Raw genomic sequence first — 15,295 nt, 5'->3', positions numbered from 1 at the left:
GGGCCGGCGGGCTTCTCGGCCCGCTCACCGGCCCCCGGCACCGGACGCCGACCGGTCCGCGCTCACCTCGGCGAGCAACAGGGGCAGGGCGTAGACCAGCGGAGGATCGCTGGGAACCGTCCTGCGCAGACATACACGGAAGGCGCCGCAGTCGGACGCACCGAGCGACACCGCGGTCGCGCCCACGCGTCGGCTGGTGCCTGCCGAATCCAGCAGGGCGTCCACGACGCTCAGCCACGCGGGGAACCAGACCGACAGGATCTGCCGCACCTCGCTCCGGACCGGGGGCGAGGGCAGCGGCAGCTCGACGCGCCCCGGCCGCGTCCCCCAGGTACAGCTCACCGGCGCCTCCTGCGGGACGCCGTGCCGGAACATGCCCGTGCACAACAGCCCCTCGGCCGCCGCGATGTCGCCCGGGGCCGGCAGTACCTCACCGGACAGAACGCCGCCCGCAGGCGCCGCGGGCACGGGCGGGGCCGAGGGCGCATGGCCGGTCAACGCGCCCATCCGCTGTCGGCCATGGCGCTCGACCAGAGTGAGATAGCGCCGGGGGGACACCCCGACGAGCCGGGTGAACTGGGTGGTGAAGGTGCCCAAGCTCGAATACCCGACAGCGGTGCACACGTCGATGATGCGAGGAGAGTCCCGGATGATCAGGCGCTGGGCGGCGGCCATCCGCAGGGCGGCGAGGAACCTGGCCGGCGTCACGGAGGTGACCGAGCGGAAGACGCGGTGGAAGTGGAACGGGCTGAACAGCCCGGCCCGCGCGTGGTCGGACAGGTACTGCGGATCGGCGAGGTTGCACGTCATCCGCGCGATCGCGCGTTCCACCGCGGCCCGGCGCGCGACGTCCGCGGCGGCGGGCGACGGGCAGTGCGCGGCGCGCGCCTCGTCCGCCGGGCAGTCGGCGCAGGCCGCTCGGCCGTGGGTCGTGTGCGGATGACTCGTCATGGTGCGTCCTTTCCGACGGGGGCGGCCGCCGACAGGTCGCGGACGGCGTCCAGCGACGCGAGCCAGGTGGCGGTGAAGCGCCGGCGCAGAGTCAGGGACTGGCGCGCCGGGACGCCGAGCCCGCTCCAGCCGTCGTGCCGGATCCGCAGCCGCGCACCGTCGACCGCCGTCTCCAGTTCCACGACGCAGCGGGTCGGCGCTCCGGCGGGGTGTACGGCGATCTCACAGGCGACACGGTGCCCGGGCACGGTCTCCCAACGGGCGATGCCGAACCGGCGCGGCCCCTCGCCGTCCACGATGAAGAACCAGCGGGGGGCGAAACCGTCCGTGGCGATCGGCATCCAGCGGTACAGGTCGGGTTCGTGCAGCGGCCGGAACCGGCTGCGGGGCAGCCGCACGGACCCGTCGACGCGATCGCGGAACGTGTAGCGGGTGGACCCGCCGTGACGCAGGTGGCCCGCCAGCCGGTCCAGGAAGTCCCGCCATTCTTCACGGAGTTCCGCGGCCTCGGCCGGCCACAGGCCCGGACCGCGCTGCCGCACGTCCACCGTGGTGACGCCGTCGTGCTCACGCAGTGTCCAAGTGACGACGGAGGGCTCCTCCACGCCGAGGAAGCGCCACGCGTACCGAAGGACGTGCGGACGGCGCAGTTCCGGCCCGTCGAGCGCGAAGAAGTCCCCGTCCCCGAGGTCGAGGCGGTTCGGGCGGCCCGGGCGCAGGGGTTCACGGAGGTCACCGAACCAGCACGCCACCCTGTCCGGGTCCGTGAGCGCGTCCCACACCTGTTCGGCAGGGGCCGCGATGCCGATGTCCGCCTGAGCTTCGTTGGTGCGGATCACGCCGACCTCCGTGAGGCTTCGGACCGGCCGGGCACCTGACAGCCCATCAATAAAGCTATATGATTGTTAATCATTCTCCGCATGTCAACACTCCACTCGGACGGACGGACGTCTCGCGGGTGTCCGGTGCCGCCGGGACGCACACCTGCCGTCGGCGCACCCAGGAGGCGTGATGGTCGCACCACCCCCGCCCGCCCTGCACCCACTGACCGGCTCCCCGGTGACCGCGCGGGTCGGGCTGCCGGACAGATGTCACCGCATCGTGTCGCTGGCCGCAGTGACCTCCCGTCACCTCGTTGCCGGAGCGGCCGACCGGCTGGCCGCGCGAGCCGGCCGCGGGCCTCTCCCCGACCGGTGGTCGCGGCTGCTGAGCGACCTCGGTCCCACCTACATCAAGGGCGCCCAACTGCTCAGCACACGCGGCGACCTGCTGCCTCCCCACCTCTGCTCCCTCCTGTCCCGCCTCCACGACCGGGTCCCGGCGATGAGCGCGGCACAGCTCGACCGGGCCCTGGCACACGCATACCCCGACCCCGCCCACTGGCCGTTCACCGCCTTCGACAGGTCGGCGGTCGCGGGCGGCAGCATCGCCTGCGTGTACCGCGCGACCCTGACGGACGGCACGCCGGTGGCGGTCAAGCTCCGGCGCCCCGGCCTGCGGCACAGCATGGAGGCCGACTTCGCCCTGCTGGACGCCTGGGCTCGTTGGCTCGAACGCCTCCCCCCGCTGCGCGAGGTGCCCGCCCGTCGCATCGTGCGGCAGCTCGGCGACGCCCTCCTGCGCCAGCTCGACCTCGCCCAGGAGTGCGCGGCACTGGCCGCTCTCCGGGCGAACCTCGCCGATTTCCGGTTCCTGCGCATTCCCGCCCCGGTGCCCGGCGCCTCGGGCCCGGGCGCGCTGGTGATGGAGTTCATCGAGCCTCTCGGACGTTTCGCTCCCGGCGACTTCACCAACGAGGAACGCCGACAGATCGTCAGGAACGTTCTCCAGTGCGTGTACCGGATGCTCTTCATCGACGGACTCGTCCACTGCGACATGCATCCGGGCAACCTGTACCTGGGAACGGACGGGTCCGTCGTCCTCCTCGACGCCGGATTCGTCGTCCCCCTCGAACCCGAGGTACGGCTGCTGTTCGCGCGCTTCTTCATGCACCTCTCGCTCGGCCGTGCCGCCGAGGCCGCCGAGACGGTGCTCGAAAGCGCGGAACACATACCGCCGGGGTGCGACACCGACGGCTTCCGCGCGGAGATACGTGCCCTGGTGACGGAGACCTCGGGCAGGACCGCCGGTCAGTTCCGGCTGGCGCCCTTCGCGACCCGCCTGTTCGACGTGCAGCGCAGGCACGGCGTCGCGGCGGCCCCGGCGTTCGTCTTCCCGCTGATGTCCCTGCTGGTCCTCGAAGGGTTGATCAACGACTTCGACGTGGACGTCGACTTCCAGGGCGAGGCGATCCCCACGCTCCTGGTCGCTCTCAACCGCTACTGACGCGGCCCCGTGCCACTTCGCCCACTGGGAGGCCCAACCGTGCACGACATCGCCGCACACCGGTACGCGCCGGGCGCACCGGTGCCCCTGCGAACCGCGGAGCCCCGCTCGTGGACACTGCTCGGCGAGCGCCTGAGCGCGGCGGCGGACCTCCGCGGCACGGCCCCGGCGACCGCCGCGCCGGCTGTCGCCGTCGTCCTGGGCGAGACCCACGGCCGCCGGGCGGACGTGGCCCTGCTGGACGGGCTCGCCCTGCGCAGGTCGCGCGGGTGGCCGCTCCTCCTCGTGCACCGGGGAGCCGGCGGGGCGAGCCTGCTGCGCGCCGCGGCCCTGGAGGAACCGGGCTCTCCGGTCGCCGCCGTGGAACTCACCGGTCCCGTCCCGGCATCGGCGCTGCGCCGTGCCGCCCACGCGGTCCTGGACCCCGCGTTCGCGTGGCCCGATCCGCCGGGCAGGCGCCGCGAGCTGCACCTGGGCGCGGACGGCCTGGCCCGCTTCCACCAGTGGCGGCCCGCAACGCTGCCGACGGGTGCGGTACCGGCGGGACCGGGGCTGGTCACGGGCGGGCTCGGCGGCCTGGGGCTGCGCGCCGCCACCGTGCTCGCGGTCGGCGGCGTCACGGACATCACCCTGCTCGACGTACGCACGGAAGACCAACTGCCCTACGGTGACGCCGAGATACTCCGACGCCTTCGAGCCCGTGTTCCCCGCCTGCGCGTTGTGACCGCCGACGTCACCCGGCGCGCCGATGTCGCCCGTGTGCTCGCCGGATGCGCACCCGCCACCCTCGTGCACTGTTCCGGGCTGGTCGCGGGCGGCCCCGTCGGCACCTCCACGGCCGACGACCTGGCCGCACTGCGCGCCCCGAAGACCACGGGACTGGGCCATGTCCTCGCCGCCGTCCCCCGGGAGTCCCTGCGGGTGCTGGTCGGCTTCGGATCGATCACCGCGCACCGGGCGCACCGCATGATGGGCGGCTACGCGCTCGCCAACGAACTCCTGCGCCGGCAGGCCCTGACCGTCGCGGCACGGCTGCCCGGGTGCGCCGTCGTCGTGGCCGAGTGGTCGCTGTGGAGCGGCGCCGGGCAGGCGCACCGCATGGGCGTGGTGGCTGGCGCGGCGTCTCAGGGCATGCCCCCGGTGCCGCTGCGCTCCGGCATGGCCGCCCTGCGCCGGCTGCTGGCCTGGCCCCGGGGCCCCGAGCAGGCCGCCGCCGTCCTGCTCACCCCCACAACCGACCCCGACTTCCCGCTGCGCCGGTTCGCGTACGGGGCCGAGGCGCCGCCTCCGGCGGGCGTGCCAATCTCTGAGAAGTGAGCCGCGGCCCCTCTCACTTAAGTTATGGATAACGACCAGCCGACTACATGGTAGGGAAGGACTGGTATGGCTATCGATTTGTGCCGGAAGTCGCCGGCGGATCTGACGGAGGGCCGGGCGGACGGCTGGGATGACTCGGTGCGGCTGGAGGACCTCGCCACCGAGCAGCGCGAGGCACTGAACTTCGCGTATCGCACGACTCTCAGCAACGTGGACCCGAGGTTCGTCGCCGGCGACCCGGCCGCCTGGGCGAGCGACTTCGGCTACGCCCTGGACCGGGTGGCGATCCGGCTGGACAACCGCAGCAACGAGGATCTCCGCACGGCGGCGCTCCAGCACCCCGACCCCGCCATGCGCGAACAGGCCCTGTTCGAGTACGCGGACCGCGACCACGAGGACTCCATCGAGTTCCTTGCCCAGGCGATACGGCAGGACACCGACCGCCAGGTGCGGTGGGACGCGCTGTGGGCCATCGAGAAGCTCGGCGGCCCCGAGGCCATCACGACGCTCCGGCAGTTCCTCGACGACCCGGACCCCGAGATAGCCGAGTGGTCGAAGCTGTTCATCAGCGAACTTCAGACGGGAGACCCGGCCTTCGACGACCGCGAGGGCCACTACACCCCGGGCCGGACGTTCGACGAGACCATCTTCCTGCTGATCCACTGCGATCTGTACGTGCGGCTGGACTCCTCGAACCAGCACTGGGGCAAGATCTCGCTGGCGCCGCAGGGGCTGGCCCGCATTTACGGCCAGGCGCACGCGTGCCCGAACGTGGCCACGCGGGAACGTCAGCTCGTCATCGCCAAGACGATCGAGGGGCTGCACGCCGACGGCTCGCCGCACGTGGACAACTACCTGTTCCGGGGCTTCACGGACCGCAGCCGCCGCGACCGGGGGAACTTCTTCTTCGAATCGCTCGTGCCCCGGCCGTTCTTCAAGTCCGGTCGCGCCGACGATCCGTCGGCGGGCGTCCGCGAGGCCGACATCGGCTTCGCCCGCTACGGCACCTGGCACCTCGAACCCAAGTTCCAGGTGCACGGCGAGGCGGCCATCCGCTACGTGCGCGGCCGCTTCCAGGGCTGGGGCCATGTCAACCTCTCGCGGGTCGCGGGCCGTTCGGTCGAAGAGATCCTGGTCCCCGGGAACGGCGTCCTGTCGACCCTGCACGACCCCGAGGTCGGCCCCATGACCAACGCCTTCATCCTCGGCACCTTCAAGGGAAAGCTGAACGACTGGGACGGCGACGGCGTGATCGACCTCAACTCCCGCGACGTGTACTCGACCGTGGACGGCGAGATCGACTCCGACCAGGACGGCGTCCCGGACCAGCCCGGACTCACGTGCTGCGACTGGACCTCCCAGCAGATCCCGTGACGGGATATGCCTTCCCTCGCACTCAGACGAAAGGCAATACGATGACTGCTTCGTCGTCCGGGCCCACGACCGTCTACGGCCGCCCGGTCACCACAGAAGGCGTACCCAACCTCTACGAGGGCACGGCGGTGTCCCCCTGGACTCCTCCGGTCCCGGGAATCGACAATCTCGGCATCAGCTCGGTGGACACCTTCGCCGTCCCGGGGGTCGGCGAATACACCGTCGACTTCGACGGCTACGTCCGCGTCGTCCGGTCGGAGCCCACGTCGGACGAGTGGTCCAGGGCCGAGGTCTACACGAACCTCATCGAGATGAAGATGGTCGGCGAGTGCGACGAACTCGGACGGATCACCGTCACGCTCAATCCCGACTGTCTCTCGGCCGGTCAGATCCGCACGCCTTTCGACCCCTATGCGGGCGAGGGGCCGGCGGCCAAGGCCTGCCGCATGGCAGTGGGTGCGATCTTCGACATGCCGAAGCTGGGCATGAAGCTGGTCAACAAGGAGCCCATCATCCTCACCATCGATGACGTCCGGCAGATACCGCCCGCGGGCTCCCCCGGGAAGGGGCAGATCTACCGGATGCTGCCACTGCACGACAGTCGGCGGCTCGACGACGCCCCGGTGGCCTACGTCACCAGCCTTCGCTTCACGATGGGTGGCTACACGACCCTGGAAGCAATGGCCCGTCGCTGAGTACCGGGACCGCCGCCGCCCGGCGCCGTCCGGACGGCAGCGGTTCACCGGCGGACTCCTGGCCACGCCGCGTCATGGCGGCGGCCGGGAGCGCCGTACGGACCGCTACAGGTACTCCGCGTACGCGTCCAGCGCCCGGAGCACCTCCGCCTCCCCCGCGGGCGGCAGTTGCAGCACGACCTCCTCGATGCCGAGGTCCGCGTAGTGCGCCAGCTTCCCCCGGTTCGGGACCACCGCGTACGGGACCACGTGGAGCTGCTTCGGGTCGCGGCCGGCCGCCTCCCAGGCGGTGCGCAGCCTCGGCAGCGACTCCGTCAGGCCGCCTCCGCCGATCGGGAGCCAGCCGTCGGCGTGCCGAGCGATGTGGTCGAACAGCTTCGGGCCCGCCGCGCCGCCGAACAGCGTGCGGGGACCGTTCACGGGGCCGCGCGGACGCTGCACCGGCTTGGGGTACGCGTGACTCGCCCGGACCGAGCCGAACTCGCCCTCGTAAGCGGTCGGTTCGTCCTCCCACAGGGCGTGCATCAGGGCCAGGCGGTCGTGGGTGAGCGCGCGGCGGGCCGGCCAGTGCACCCCGTGGTCGGCGGCCTCCTCGACGTTCCAGCCGTAGCCGACGCCCAGCGTGAACCGGCCGCCGGAGAGGTGGTCGAGGGTGGCGATCCGCTTCGCCAGGTCGATCGGGTCGTGCTGGGCGACGAGCGTGATGCCGGTGCCGAGGTCGAGGTGCTCGGTGACGGCCGCGGCCTGGGCGAGGGCGACGAAGGGGTCCAGGGTGCGGCCGTACTCGGGCGGGAGGTCGCCGCCCATGGGGGCGGGGGTCTCCCTGCTCACCGGGATGTGGGTGTGCTCGGGCAGGTAGAGCCCGGAGAACCCGCGCTGTTCGAGCTCACGGGCTAGCCTCAGCGGTGTGATCGTCTCATCGGTGAGGAAGATCGTCGTGGCGATCCGCATGGGAAAGGACACCTCCGTCGTGGTCGGTCCGGTGACGGCCCCAACGTATGCCGTACGACGCGCGAAACCGAGCGCCCCCGTCGGCTCATGACGGCCTTTCAGCCCCTCACGGCCTCGACGAGGCAGGTGACCGCCCCCACGCCCGCCCCGTAGCCGGGAACCGCGAGCAGCGGCCACGGCACCGGCCGGGGGACGAGGACGCGTACGTGGAAGGCGAAGTCGCGGTACTGGGGCATGTCTTCGGTGCCGGGCAGCACCATGAAGCGCGGCTGCACCAGACAGAACAGCCACCAGTCCAGGACCAGCAGGTCGAAGAGCACGAGGGCGAGGAAGCAGAACGCGCCGAGGGCGAAGGGCGGCCAGAAGCCCAGCGGACCGTCCGCCCGACCATGCAGCGCGAGCACGCCGCCCACGGGCACCGCGACGAACACCAGCGCGTTCAGCAGCCCGGCCGCGGCGGCGACGCGCCTTCCGCGCTCGCTCCGGCTCCCGTACCTGGCCCGGATCGCCGGTGGATAGTCCGCGAGCAGGGCGTCACGGGCCACGAGGAGCGCCCCGACGACGACCACGGTGAACAGTGCGACCAGAACGAGCGCGGAGGTGAGGGCGACACCCACCAGATCCCAGCGGTCCATGAGGGACACCGTAGGGGAATTTAGGTGTGCCTACCCTAAGTTTTCCTTATCCGGTGTGCCTCGCCCTCCCGTGCACGGTGCGCCGCTTCCCGCGTCCGGCTGCGCGCCGCTTCCCACGCCCGGTGCACCCCGCTTCCCGCATCCGGTGCGCCTCGCCGCCAGGAGGGTCACAGTGGAAGAAGGGGCACCGGGGGCTTCCGGAGGAGGTGTCGGGATGAACACGACCGGCGCGGGAGACGAACGGCTCCGACCCCCCGACGGACGCTCCGGGGACGACGCACGGCGCTCCGAGGACGATGCACGGCGCTCCGGGGCGTCGGCGGCGTCCGCGCCCTGTTTCGTCGTGCAGATCCACCAGGCGCGGCGCATGCACTTCGACTTCCGGCTGGAGGTCGGCGGGGTGCTGAAGTCGTGGGCGGTGCCCCGCGGCCCCTCGGAGAATCCGCGCGAGCGGCGGCTGGCCGTCGCCACGCAGGACCATCCGCTGGAGTACCGCACCTTCGAGGGCGTCATCACGAAGGGCCGGTACGGCGGCGGCACGGTGATCGTCTGGGACCAGGGCATCTACCACCCGCTCAGCCACGACCGATGGGGCACCCCCGTGCCGTTCGAGCAGGCGCTGGAGGACGGGCACGCCACCTTCTGGCTGGACGGCACCAAGCTGCACGGCGAGTTCGCCCTGACCCGTTTCAAGGGCGGCAGCGGGCACGACGTTCCGGGCGAGGAGGTGTGGCTGCTGATCAAGGCCAGGGACGGGCAGGCCACGCACGACGGACCGGACGCCCCCGACCCGTACCTGGCACGCTCCGCCCGTACCGGCCGCACCCTGGCGCAGGTCGCCGCCGAGGAAGGAGGCGGGGCCCCGTGACCGCGCGCGACACCCCGACCGCCCGCGAGACCGTGGAAGCCCTGCTCGACCGCCACGGGACCACCTACGCGGCCGAGGCCGGCATCCGGCTGCGGAACACCCCGCAGCCGCTGTACCAGCTCCTGGTGCTCAGCGATCTGCTCAGCGCCCGCATCCGGGCGTCGGTGGCGGTGGCGGCGGCCCGCGCGCTGTTCGCCCACGGCCTGCGCTCCCCGGACCGGATGCGGAACGCGACCTGGCAGGAGCGGGTCGACGCGCTGGGCGAGGGCGGCTACCGGCGCTACGACGAGCGGACCGCCACCCAGCTCGGCGAGGGCGCGGAGCGCCTGCTCGACGACTACGGGGGCGATCTGCGGCGGCTGCGCGCGGAGGCCGACGGGAATCTGGACGTGCTGCGGGCAGGGCTGCGCCGGACCCCGGGCATCGGCCCGTCCGGGGCGGACATCTTCCTGCGCGAGGTGCAGGCCGTATGGCCGGAGACGGCGCCCTTCGTGGACGGGAAGGCCCTCCAGGGCGCGGAGAAGCTCGGGCTCCCCACCTCACCGGCGGAGCTCGCGCGGCTGGCCGAGGAGGCGGAGCACGGCGGGCGGGCCGGGCGGGACCGCCGGGGCGGGCAGGCGTCGCGGGACGCCACCGGGACCGGGCCCGAGGACGGGACCGCGGTGCTCGCGGCGGCCCTGGTGCGGGCCGCTCTGGACAAGCACGTCGTGGAGGACGTCATCGAGCACGCCGCGTGAGACGGGCCCCGGGAACGGCCGGGGACGCCGGCCCGGAATGGTCGTCCGGGAAAGGTCGGCCGGGGACGCCGACCCGAGCAGCGCCGGGCCGGGTGACGCCGACCCGGAAAGGTCGAAAGGTCGGCCGAGGACATCGGTCCGAGCAGCACCGGCCGGACAACGACGGCCCGGGAAACGCTCGCGCCCAGGGACCTCAGTCCGCCACGACCAGCGCCGGGGTCTCCTTGGTCAGCACCTCGCCGCGGAAGAAGGCCGGGCTGTGGCGCTGCATCGCGATCATCAGCACCAGGCCGAGCAGCAGCAGTCCGACACCGATCACGAACACCGAACCGACTCCGAAGACGGACGAGCCGGAGCCGTACGCCGGGTTCCACATGTCGCACAGGGTCTTGACGAAGACCGCGCTGAGCAGGATGCCGCCGACGACCGGGAACAGCCCCTTGAAGGCCAGGTCGCGGAACGAACGGGTCAGTTCGGCGCGGAAGTACCAGGCGCAGGCGAAGGCCGTCAGCGCGTAGTAGAAGCAGATCATGAGGCCGAGCGCGTAGATCGTGTCGACCAGGACGTGCTCGCTGACCAGGGTCATGACCGCGTAGAAGACGCCGGTCGCCACGCCCGCCGTGATCGTGGCCCTGCCCGGGGTGCGGAAGCGCGGGTGGACGCGGGCGTAGGAGGCGGGCAGGGCCTCGTACGTGGACATCGCCAGGACCGTACGGGCCACCGGGATGAAGGTGGTCTGGAGGCTCGCGGCGGCGGAGGCCAGGACGGCGACGAACAGCAGGATCCCGAGGCCGGTGCCCATCACCGGCCCGGCGAGCGCGGCGAAGACGTTGTCGGAGGTCTCCGGGTTGGCCAGGCCCAGGCCGGAGCTGCCGGAACCGACGGCCATCTGGGCGGCGATACCCGTCGCCAGGTAGGAGCCGACGAGGACCACCATCGCGATGAGGGCGGCGCGCCCGGGAGTCTTCTCGCTGCCGACGGTCTCCTCGTTGGCGGTCAGACAGGCGTCCCACCCCCAGAACATGAAGATCGACAGCGACAGACCCGCCGTGAATGTCGCGAACGACTCCACCGCGAACGGGTTCAGCCAGGACCAGGAGAACTCCAGCGAGGTGGCGAACTCCCCACTGCGTGCCTTCTGCACCGCCATCACCACGAACACCGCGAGGACGACGAGCTGGAGACCGACCAGGGCGTACTGGAGGCCCTTGGTGGCGGTCATGCCCCGGTAGCTGACCGCCGTGGCGACCGCGATCAGGATGAGACAGGTGAGGATGTGGACGGGCTTGTTGTCGTCCAGGGCGGCGATCGAGGGGTTGCCCGTGATCTCACCCGCGAGAAGCCAGAAGAACGAGGTCGCGACGCCCGCCAGGTTCGACAGGACGATGATCGTCGCGATGACCAGGCCCCAGCCGCACATCCAGCCGACGCGCGGTCCGAACGCCTTCACCGTCCAGGTGAAGGAGGTGCCGCAGTCGGGCACGGCCTTGTTCAGCTCGCGGTACGCGAAGGCGACGAGCAGCATCGGCAGGAAACCGGCCAGGAAGACGGCGGGCATCTGCACCCCGACCTCGCCCGCGGTGGAACCGAGGGTGGAGGTGAGGCAGTAGACGGGTGCGACGGTGGAGACGCCGATGACGGCGCTTCCCATCAGGCCGACGGAGTTCCCGCCCAGGCCCTTGCCGCGTACTCCGTCGCCGCGCGCACCGCCGTCCGCCGGGGCGGCTTCCCGTACCGTGTCTCCGGCCCGCGGCCGCACGTCCAGCTGTGTCATGGAAGGGACGTTAAGCCCTGCGATTTCCACATCCGAATTATGAGACTCCGCCGTCTCATCCTTGAATTTTTCGTTACAGACAGGCGAAGTTGGCCTCAATCGAAGGCGAATGACCCGCAACGCCTTCTGATACGAAGGTCGACTCGACTGACGACACCGTACGGGAATCGCAGTACTGCCCGTTTTGTGTGCATTCAAAAATTTCCCATGGGTGTCCGCTCAGCGGACACCCATGGCGGTACGGGGCCTCAGCCGGGCCAGACGATCGCCTGGAGTTCGCTGTACGCGTGCAGTGCGTACGAGCCGACGTCGCGGCCCACCCCGCTCTTCTTGAACCCTCCGAACGGGGCCTCCATGTTCCGTCCGACGGTGTTCACTCCGACCCCTCCGGCGCGCAGCCGGCGGGCGATCCGGAAGGCCCGGGCCACGTCCGAGGACCAGACGTAGTCGATCAGTCCGTAGTCGCTGTCGTTGGCCAGCGCGATGCCCTCCTCCTCGTCGTCGAAGGGAACGACCACGACGACCGGACCGAAGATCTCCTCGCGGACGACGCGCATGTCGTTGGTGCAGTCGGCGAGGAGGGTGGGGGCGACGTAGAAGCCCCGCTCGAATCCGCGGCCGGAGGGCCGCTCACCCCCGGTGACGATGCGCGCGCCCTCCTTGCGGCCGAGTTCGACGTACGACTCGACGCGGTCGCGGTGGGCGGCGGAGACGACCGGGCCGACGACCGTGCCCCGGTCCGTGGGATCGCCCACCGTCAGCCGGTCCGCGTACGCGGCGAGCCTGCCGAGCAGGGCGTCGTGGACGCCGCGCTGGACGAGCACCCGGGTCGGCGCGGTGCAGATCTGGCCGCTGTAGAAGGAGAAGGTGGTGCCGATGCCCGCCGCGGCGGAGTCGAGGTCGGCGTCGTCCAGCACGACGGCGGCCCCCTTCCCGCCCAGTTCCATCAGCTGCCGCTTCATGGCGCGCCCGCAGACCTCGCCGATGCGCCGGCCGACGGCGGTGGAACCGGTGAAGCTGACCATGTCGACGTCCGGCGCGTCGACGGCGGCCTCGCCCGCCTCGGGGCCGGAACCGGTGACGACGTTGACGACGCCCGCCGGGACGCCCGCCGCCTCCAGTGCCTCGGTCATCCGGTAGACGGAGAGCGGGTCCTGCGGCGCGGGCTTCACGACGACCGTGTTGCCCATGGCCAGCGCGGGGGCGATCTTCCCGGCCGGGTTGGCCCAGGGGTTGTTGTACGAGGTGATACAGGTGACGACGCCCACCGGCTGACGCACCGCGAGCGCTCCGAAGACGCCCGCCCGGCCCATCGGCCCGGCCTCGTTGATCTGCGGCACGACCGGCTCCTCGGCCGGTTCCAGGGCGCCCCTGGCGTACCGGCGGAAGCGGGCGGCGCCGACGGCGACCTGCATGCCCCGGGCGGTTCCCGTCGTGGCGCCGCTCTCCGCCTGGGCGAGCGCGGCGTGGGCGGGGAGGTCGCGCAGCATCAGGTCGGCGGCCCGGTCCAGGATCGCGGCCCGCTCCTCGGGGCGGGTGCGCGACCAGCCGTCCAGCGCCTCGCGCGCGGCGGCGGCGGCCGCGTGCACCTGCTCGCGGCTCGCCTCGGGGGCGAGGCCGACGACCTCCTCGGTGGCCGGGTTCACGATCTCGTAGTGCCCGTGGTCCGGTTCGGTCCACCGGCCGCCGATGAAGAGGCGCCGCTCCGTCCTGTTTCCGTCGCTCATGCGGTGCTCACCGTCCGGGTGTCGCGGCCGGAGCGGAGCACCGTACCGGGGACCGCGCCGGTCACCTTGTCGTCGCGCAGGGTCTCGACCCCGTTGACGCGGACCGACACGATGCCGATGGCCCTGGAGTCGAGGCGGGGGCTGTCGCCGGGCAGGTCGTGGACGAGGGTGGCGGGTCCGGCGTCGACGCGTTCGGGGTCGAAGAGGACGAGGTCGGCGTGGAAGCCCTCCTCGATCCGCCCCCGCTCGCGCAGCCCGAACAGCCGGGCCGGGTCGTCCGTGAGCATCCTGACCGCCTGTTCCAGGGGCACGAGCCCGCGTCGGCGCAGGCAGTCCCCGAGGAACCGGGTGGTGTACGGGGCGCCGCACATGCGGTCGAGGTGGGCGCCCGCGTCGGAGCCGCCGAGCAGGACGTCCTCGTGCTCCCAGGTCTGCCGGCGCAGCTCCCAGGAGGCGGGGTCGTTGTCCGTGGGCATCGGCCACAGCACGGTGCGCAGGTCGTCTTCGGCGCAGATCTCGACCAGGCAGTGGAAGGGGTCCTGACCGCGTTCGGCGGCGATGTCGCCGACGACCCGGCCGGTCAGCCCTTCGTTGGCGGCGCTGTAGGTGTCCCCGATGACGTACCGGCCGAAGTCGGCGAGGCGGCGGAAGACCCCGGCCTCCTTGCTGTCGGCGCGGCGCAGCATCTCGGCGCGGGTGGCGGGGTCGCGGAGCCGCCCGACGCGTTCGGGGACGGGCAGGGCGAGGATCTCGCCCCAGCCGGGTATGAGGTTGAGTGCGCAGAACGTGCCGAGCGACATGTTCATGGGCGTGAGGATCGGCATGGTGAGCGCGACGATCCGGCCCCCGGCCCGGCGGGCGCGTTCGCTGGGGACGAGCTGGCGGGGCACTCGTTCGGGGACGGCGGCGTCGATGGTGAGGACGTTCCAGTTCAGCGGGCGCCCGGCGGCGGCCGTCAGGTCGACGAGGAGGTCGATCTCCTCGTCGGAGAACTGGTCGAGGCAGCCCGCCACGATCGCTTCCAGCTGGGTGCCCTCGTGTTCGCCGACCGCGCGGGCGAGGGAGAGGAGTTCCTCGGGGAGGGCGTGCCGGGAGGCGACCGGCTTCCCGTCGCCGTCGGAGTGGGTGGAGGACCGGGTGGTGGACAGCCCCCAGGCCCCGGCGTCCATGGCGTCGTGGAACAGCGCGAGCATGGCGTCGAGCTGTTCGGGCGTGGGCTGTCCGCCGATCGCGTCGGCGCCCATGACGTGCCTGCGCAGGGCGCAGTGGCCGACCATGAACCCGGCGTTGACGGCGATCCGTCCTTCGAGTGCGTCGAGGTACTCGCGGAAGCTGGACCAGGACCAGTCGACGCCCTCCTCCAGTGCCGCCAGGGCCATGCCCTCCACCCGCGCCATCATGCGGCGGGTGTAGTCGGCGTCCTCCGGGCGCCCGGGGTGGAGCGGGGCGAGGGTGAACCCGCAGTTGCCGCCGACGACGGTGGTGACGCCGTGGTTCATGGACGGGGTGGCGTACGGGTCCCAGAACAGCTGGGCGTCGTAGTGGGTGTGCGGGTCGACGAAACCGGGGGCGAGGACGAGTCCGGTGGCGTCCTCGCTGGTGACGGCCTCCTCGGTGAGGGTGTCCGGTTCGGCGACGACGGCGATGCGGCCGTCGCGGATGCCGACGTCGGCGCGGTACGAGGGGCCGCCGGTGCCGTCCACGACGGTCGCTCCGCGGATGAGGTGGTCGAGCATGACGGGGTTCCCTTCCGTGTTTCCAACCGCGGGTACGGAGGTTCCAACGCAGGTACGGATGCGTGGACGGGCGGCGCGACGCCCGGGGCGCGGCGGAGCGTGCGGCCGGGTGTGCGGCCGGGGTGCGCACGGCCGCGGTACGCACCCCGGCTCCACGCAGCGGCGGTCCGGGAAGACGCCGCCGTTCTCGTCGGCCCCTCCGGCG

Annotated in this window: 13 protein-coding genes; 6 read left to right on the top strand and 7 right to left on the bottom strand. The window is 72.1% G+C overall.

Going from position 1 to position 15,295, the window contains the following annotated elements; all coding sequences use genetic code 11:
• Window positions 1–24: 24 nt before the first annotated feature.
• Both AB0E67_RS16535 and AB0E67_RS16530 read right to left on the bottom strand, forming a co-directional pair.
• Entirely contained in the window at window positions 25–951 is a 927-nt protein-coding gene (locus tag AB0E67_RS16535; protein ID WP_362026727.1) for an AraC family transcriptional regulator, read from the bottom strand.
• Window positions 948–1,790, bottom strand: a complete 843-nt coding sequence (locus AB0E67_RS16530; RefSeq protein ID WP_362026725.1) for an SRPBCC domain-containing protein — start codon at window positions 1,788–1,790, stop codon at window positions 948–950. Before AB0E67_RS16530 ends, AB0E67_RS16535 begins: the two co-directional genes overlap by 4 nt.
• Before the next feature lie 172 nt (window positions 1,791–1,962).
• On the opposite strand from AB0E67_RS16530, the gene AB0E67_RS16525 reads away from it, so the two are divergent.
• From AB0E67_RS16525 to AB0E67_RS16510, 4 genes are all read left to right on the top strand, one after another.
• Window positions 1,963–3,276 carry an AarF/UbiB family protein gene (locus AB0E67_RS16525; protein ID WP_362026722.1) on the top strand — a complete coding sequence of 438 codons (1,314 nt, stop codon included), beginning with the start codon at window positions 1,963–1,965 and terminating at the stop codon, window positions 3,274–3,276.
• Between the two features lie 39 nt (window positions 3,277–3,315).
• Entirely contained in the window at window positions 3,316–4,593 is a 1,278-nt protein-coding gene (locus tag AB0E67_RS16520; protein ID WP_362026720.1) for a KR domain-containing protein, read from the top strand.
• A 66-nt stretch (window positions 4,594–4,659) separates the two neighbouring features.
• Entirely contained in the window at window positions 4,660–5,967 is a 1,308-nt protein-coding gene (locus AB0E67_RS16515; protein ID WP_362026718.1) for a HEAT repeat domain-containing protein, read from the top strand.
• 41 nt (window positions 5,968–6,008) lie between these two features.
• A complete protein-coding gene (locus tag AB0E67_RS16510) occupies window positions 6,009–6,662 on the top strand; it encodes a DUF6073 family protein (RefSeq protein ID WP_362026716.1) in 654 nt (217 codons plus the stop codon).
• A gap of 105 nt (window positions 6,663–6,767) precedes the next feature.
• Here the strand turns inward: AB0E67_RS16510 and AB0E67_RS16505 are convergent, their stop codons facing one another.
• A complete protein-coding gene (locus AB0E67_RS16505; protein ID WP_362026713.1) occupies window positions 6,768–7,613 on the bottom strand; it encodes an LLM class F420-dependent oxidoreductase in 846 nt (281 codons plus the stop codon).
• Between the two features lie 98 nt (window positions 7,614–7,711).
• Window positions 7,712–8,248: a hypothetical protein gene (locus AB0E67_RS16500; RefSeq protein ID WP_362026710.1), complete on the bottom strand. Its 537-nt coding sequence runs from the start codon at window positions 8,246–8,248 to the stop codon at window positions 7,712–7,714.
• A gap of 214 nt (window positions 8,249–8,462) precedes the next feature.
• Between AB0E67_RS16500 and AB0E67_RS16495 the strand changes: the two genes are divergently transcribed.
• Together AB0E67_RS16495 and AB0E67_RS16490 are read left to right on the top strand one after the other, a co-directional pair.
• The gene (locus AB0E67_RS16495; protein ID WP_362026707.1) at window positions 8,463–9,116 is read left to right on the top strand and encodes a DNA polymerase ligase N-terminal domain-containing protein; all 654 of its coding nucleotides are present in this window, start codon (window positions 8,463–8,465) and stop codon (window positions 9,114–9,116) included.
• Complete coding sequence (locus AB0E67_RS16490; RefSeq protein ID WP_362026704.1) at window positions 9,113–9,853, top strand: endonuclease; 741 nt, start codon at window positions 9,113–9,115, stop codon at window positions 9,851–9,853. The genes AB0E67_RS16495 and AB0E67_RS16490 overlap by 4 nt, the downstream gene beginning before the upstream one ends.
• A gap of 193 nt (window positions 9,854–10,046) precedes the next feature.
• On the opposite strand, the gene AB0E67_RS16485 is transcribed toward AB0E67_RS16490, so the two are convergent.
• The 3 genes from AB0E67_RS16485 to AB0E67_RS16475 form a co-directional block, all read right to left on the bottom strand.
• A complete protein-coding gene (locus AB0E67_RS16485; RefSeq protein WP_362026701.1) occupies window positions 10,047–11,627 on the bottom strand; it encodes an APC family permease in 1,581 nt (526 codons plus the stop codon).
• A 248-nt stretch (window positions 11,628–11,875) separates the two neighbouring features.
• Window positions 11,876–13,354, bottom strand: a complete 1,479-nt coding sequence (locus AB0E67_RS16480; RefSeq protein ID WP_362026698.1) for an aldehyde dehydrogenase family protein — start codon at window positions 13,352–13,354, stop codon at window positions 11,876–11,878.
• Window positions 13,351–15,090: a D-aminoacylase gene (locus AB0E67_RS16475; protein WP_362026695.1), complete on the bottom strand. Its 1,740-nt coding sequence runs from the start codon at window positions 15,088–15,090 to the stop codon at window positions 13,351–13,353. Before AB0E67_RS16475 ends, AB0E67_RS16480 begins: the two co-directional genes overlap by 4 nt.
• Window positions 15,091–15,295: the final 205 nt, after the last annotated feature.

The organism is Streptomyces sp. NPDC032161 (genome assembly GCF_040636995.1).
Lineage (GTDB): Bacteria > Actinomycetota > Actinomycetes > Streptomycetales > Streptomycetaceae > Streptomyces.
The sequence above is the reverse complement of the archived record's forward strand: the minus strand, read 5'-3'. Positions and strand labels throughout refer to the sequence as shown.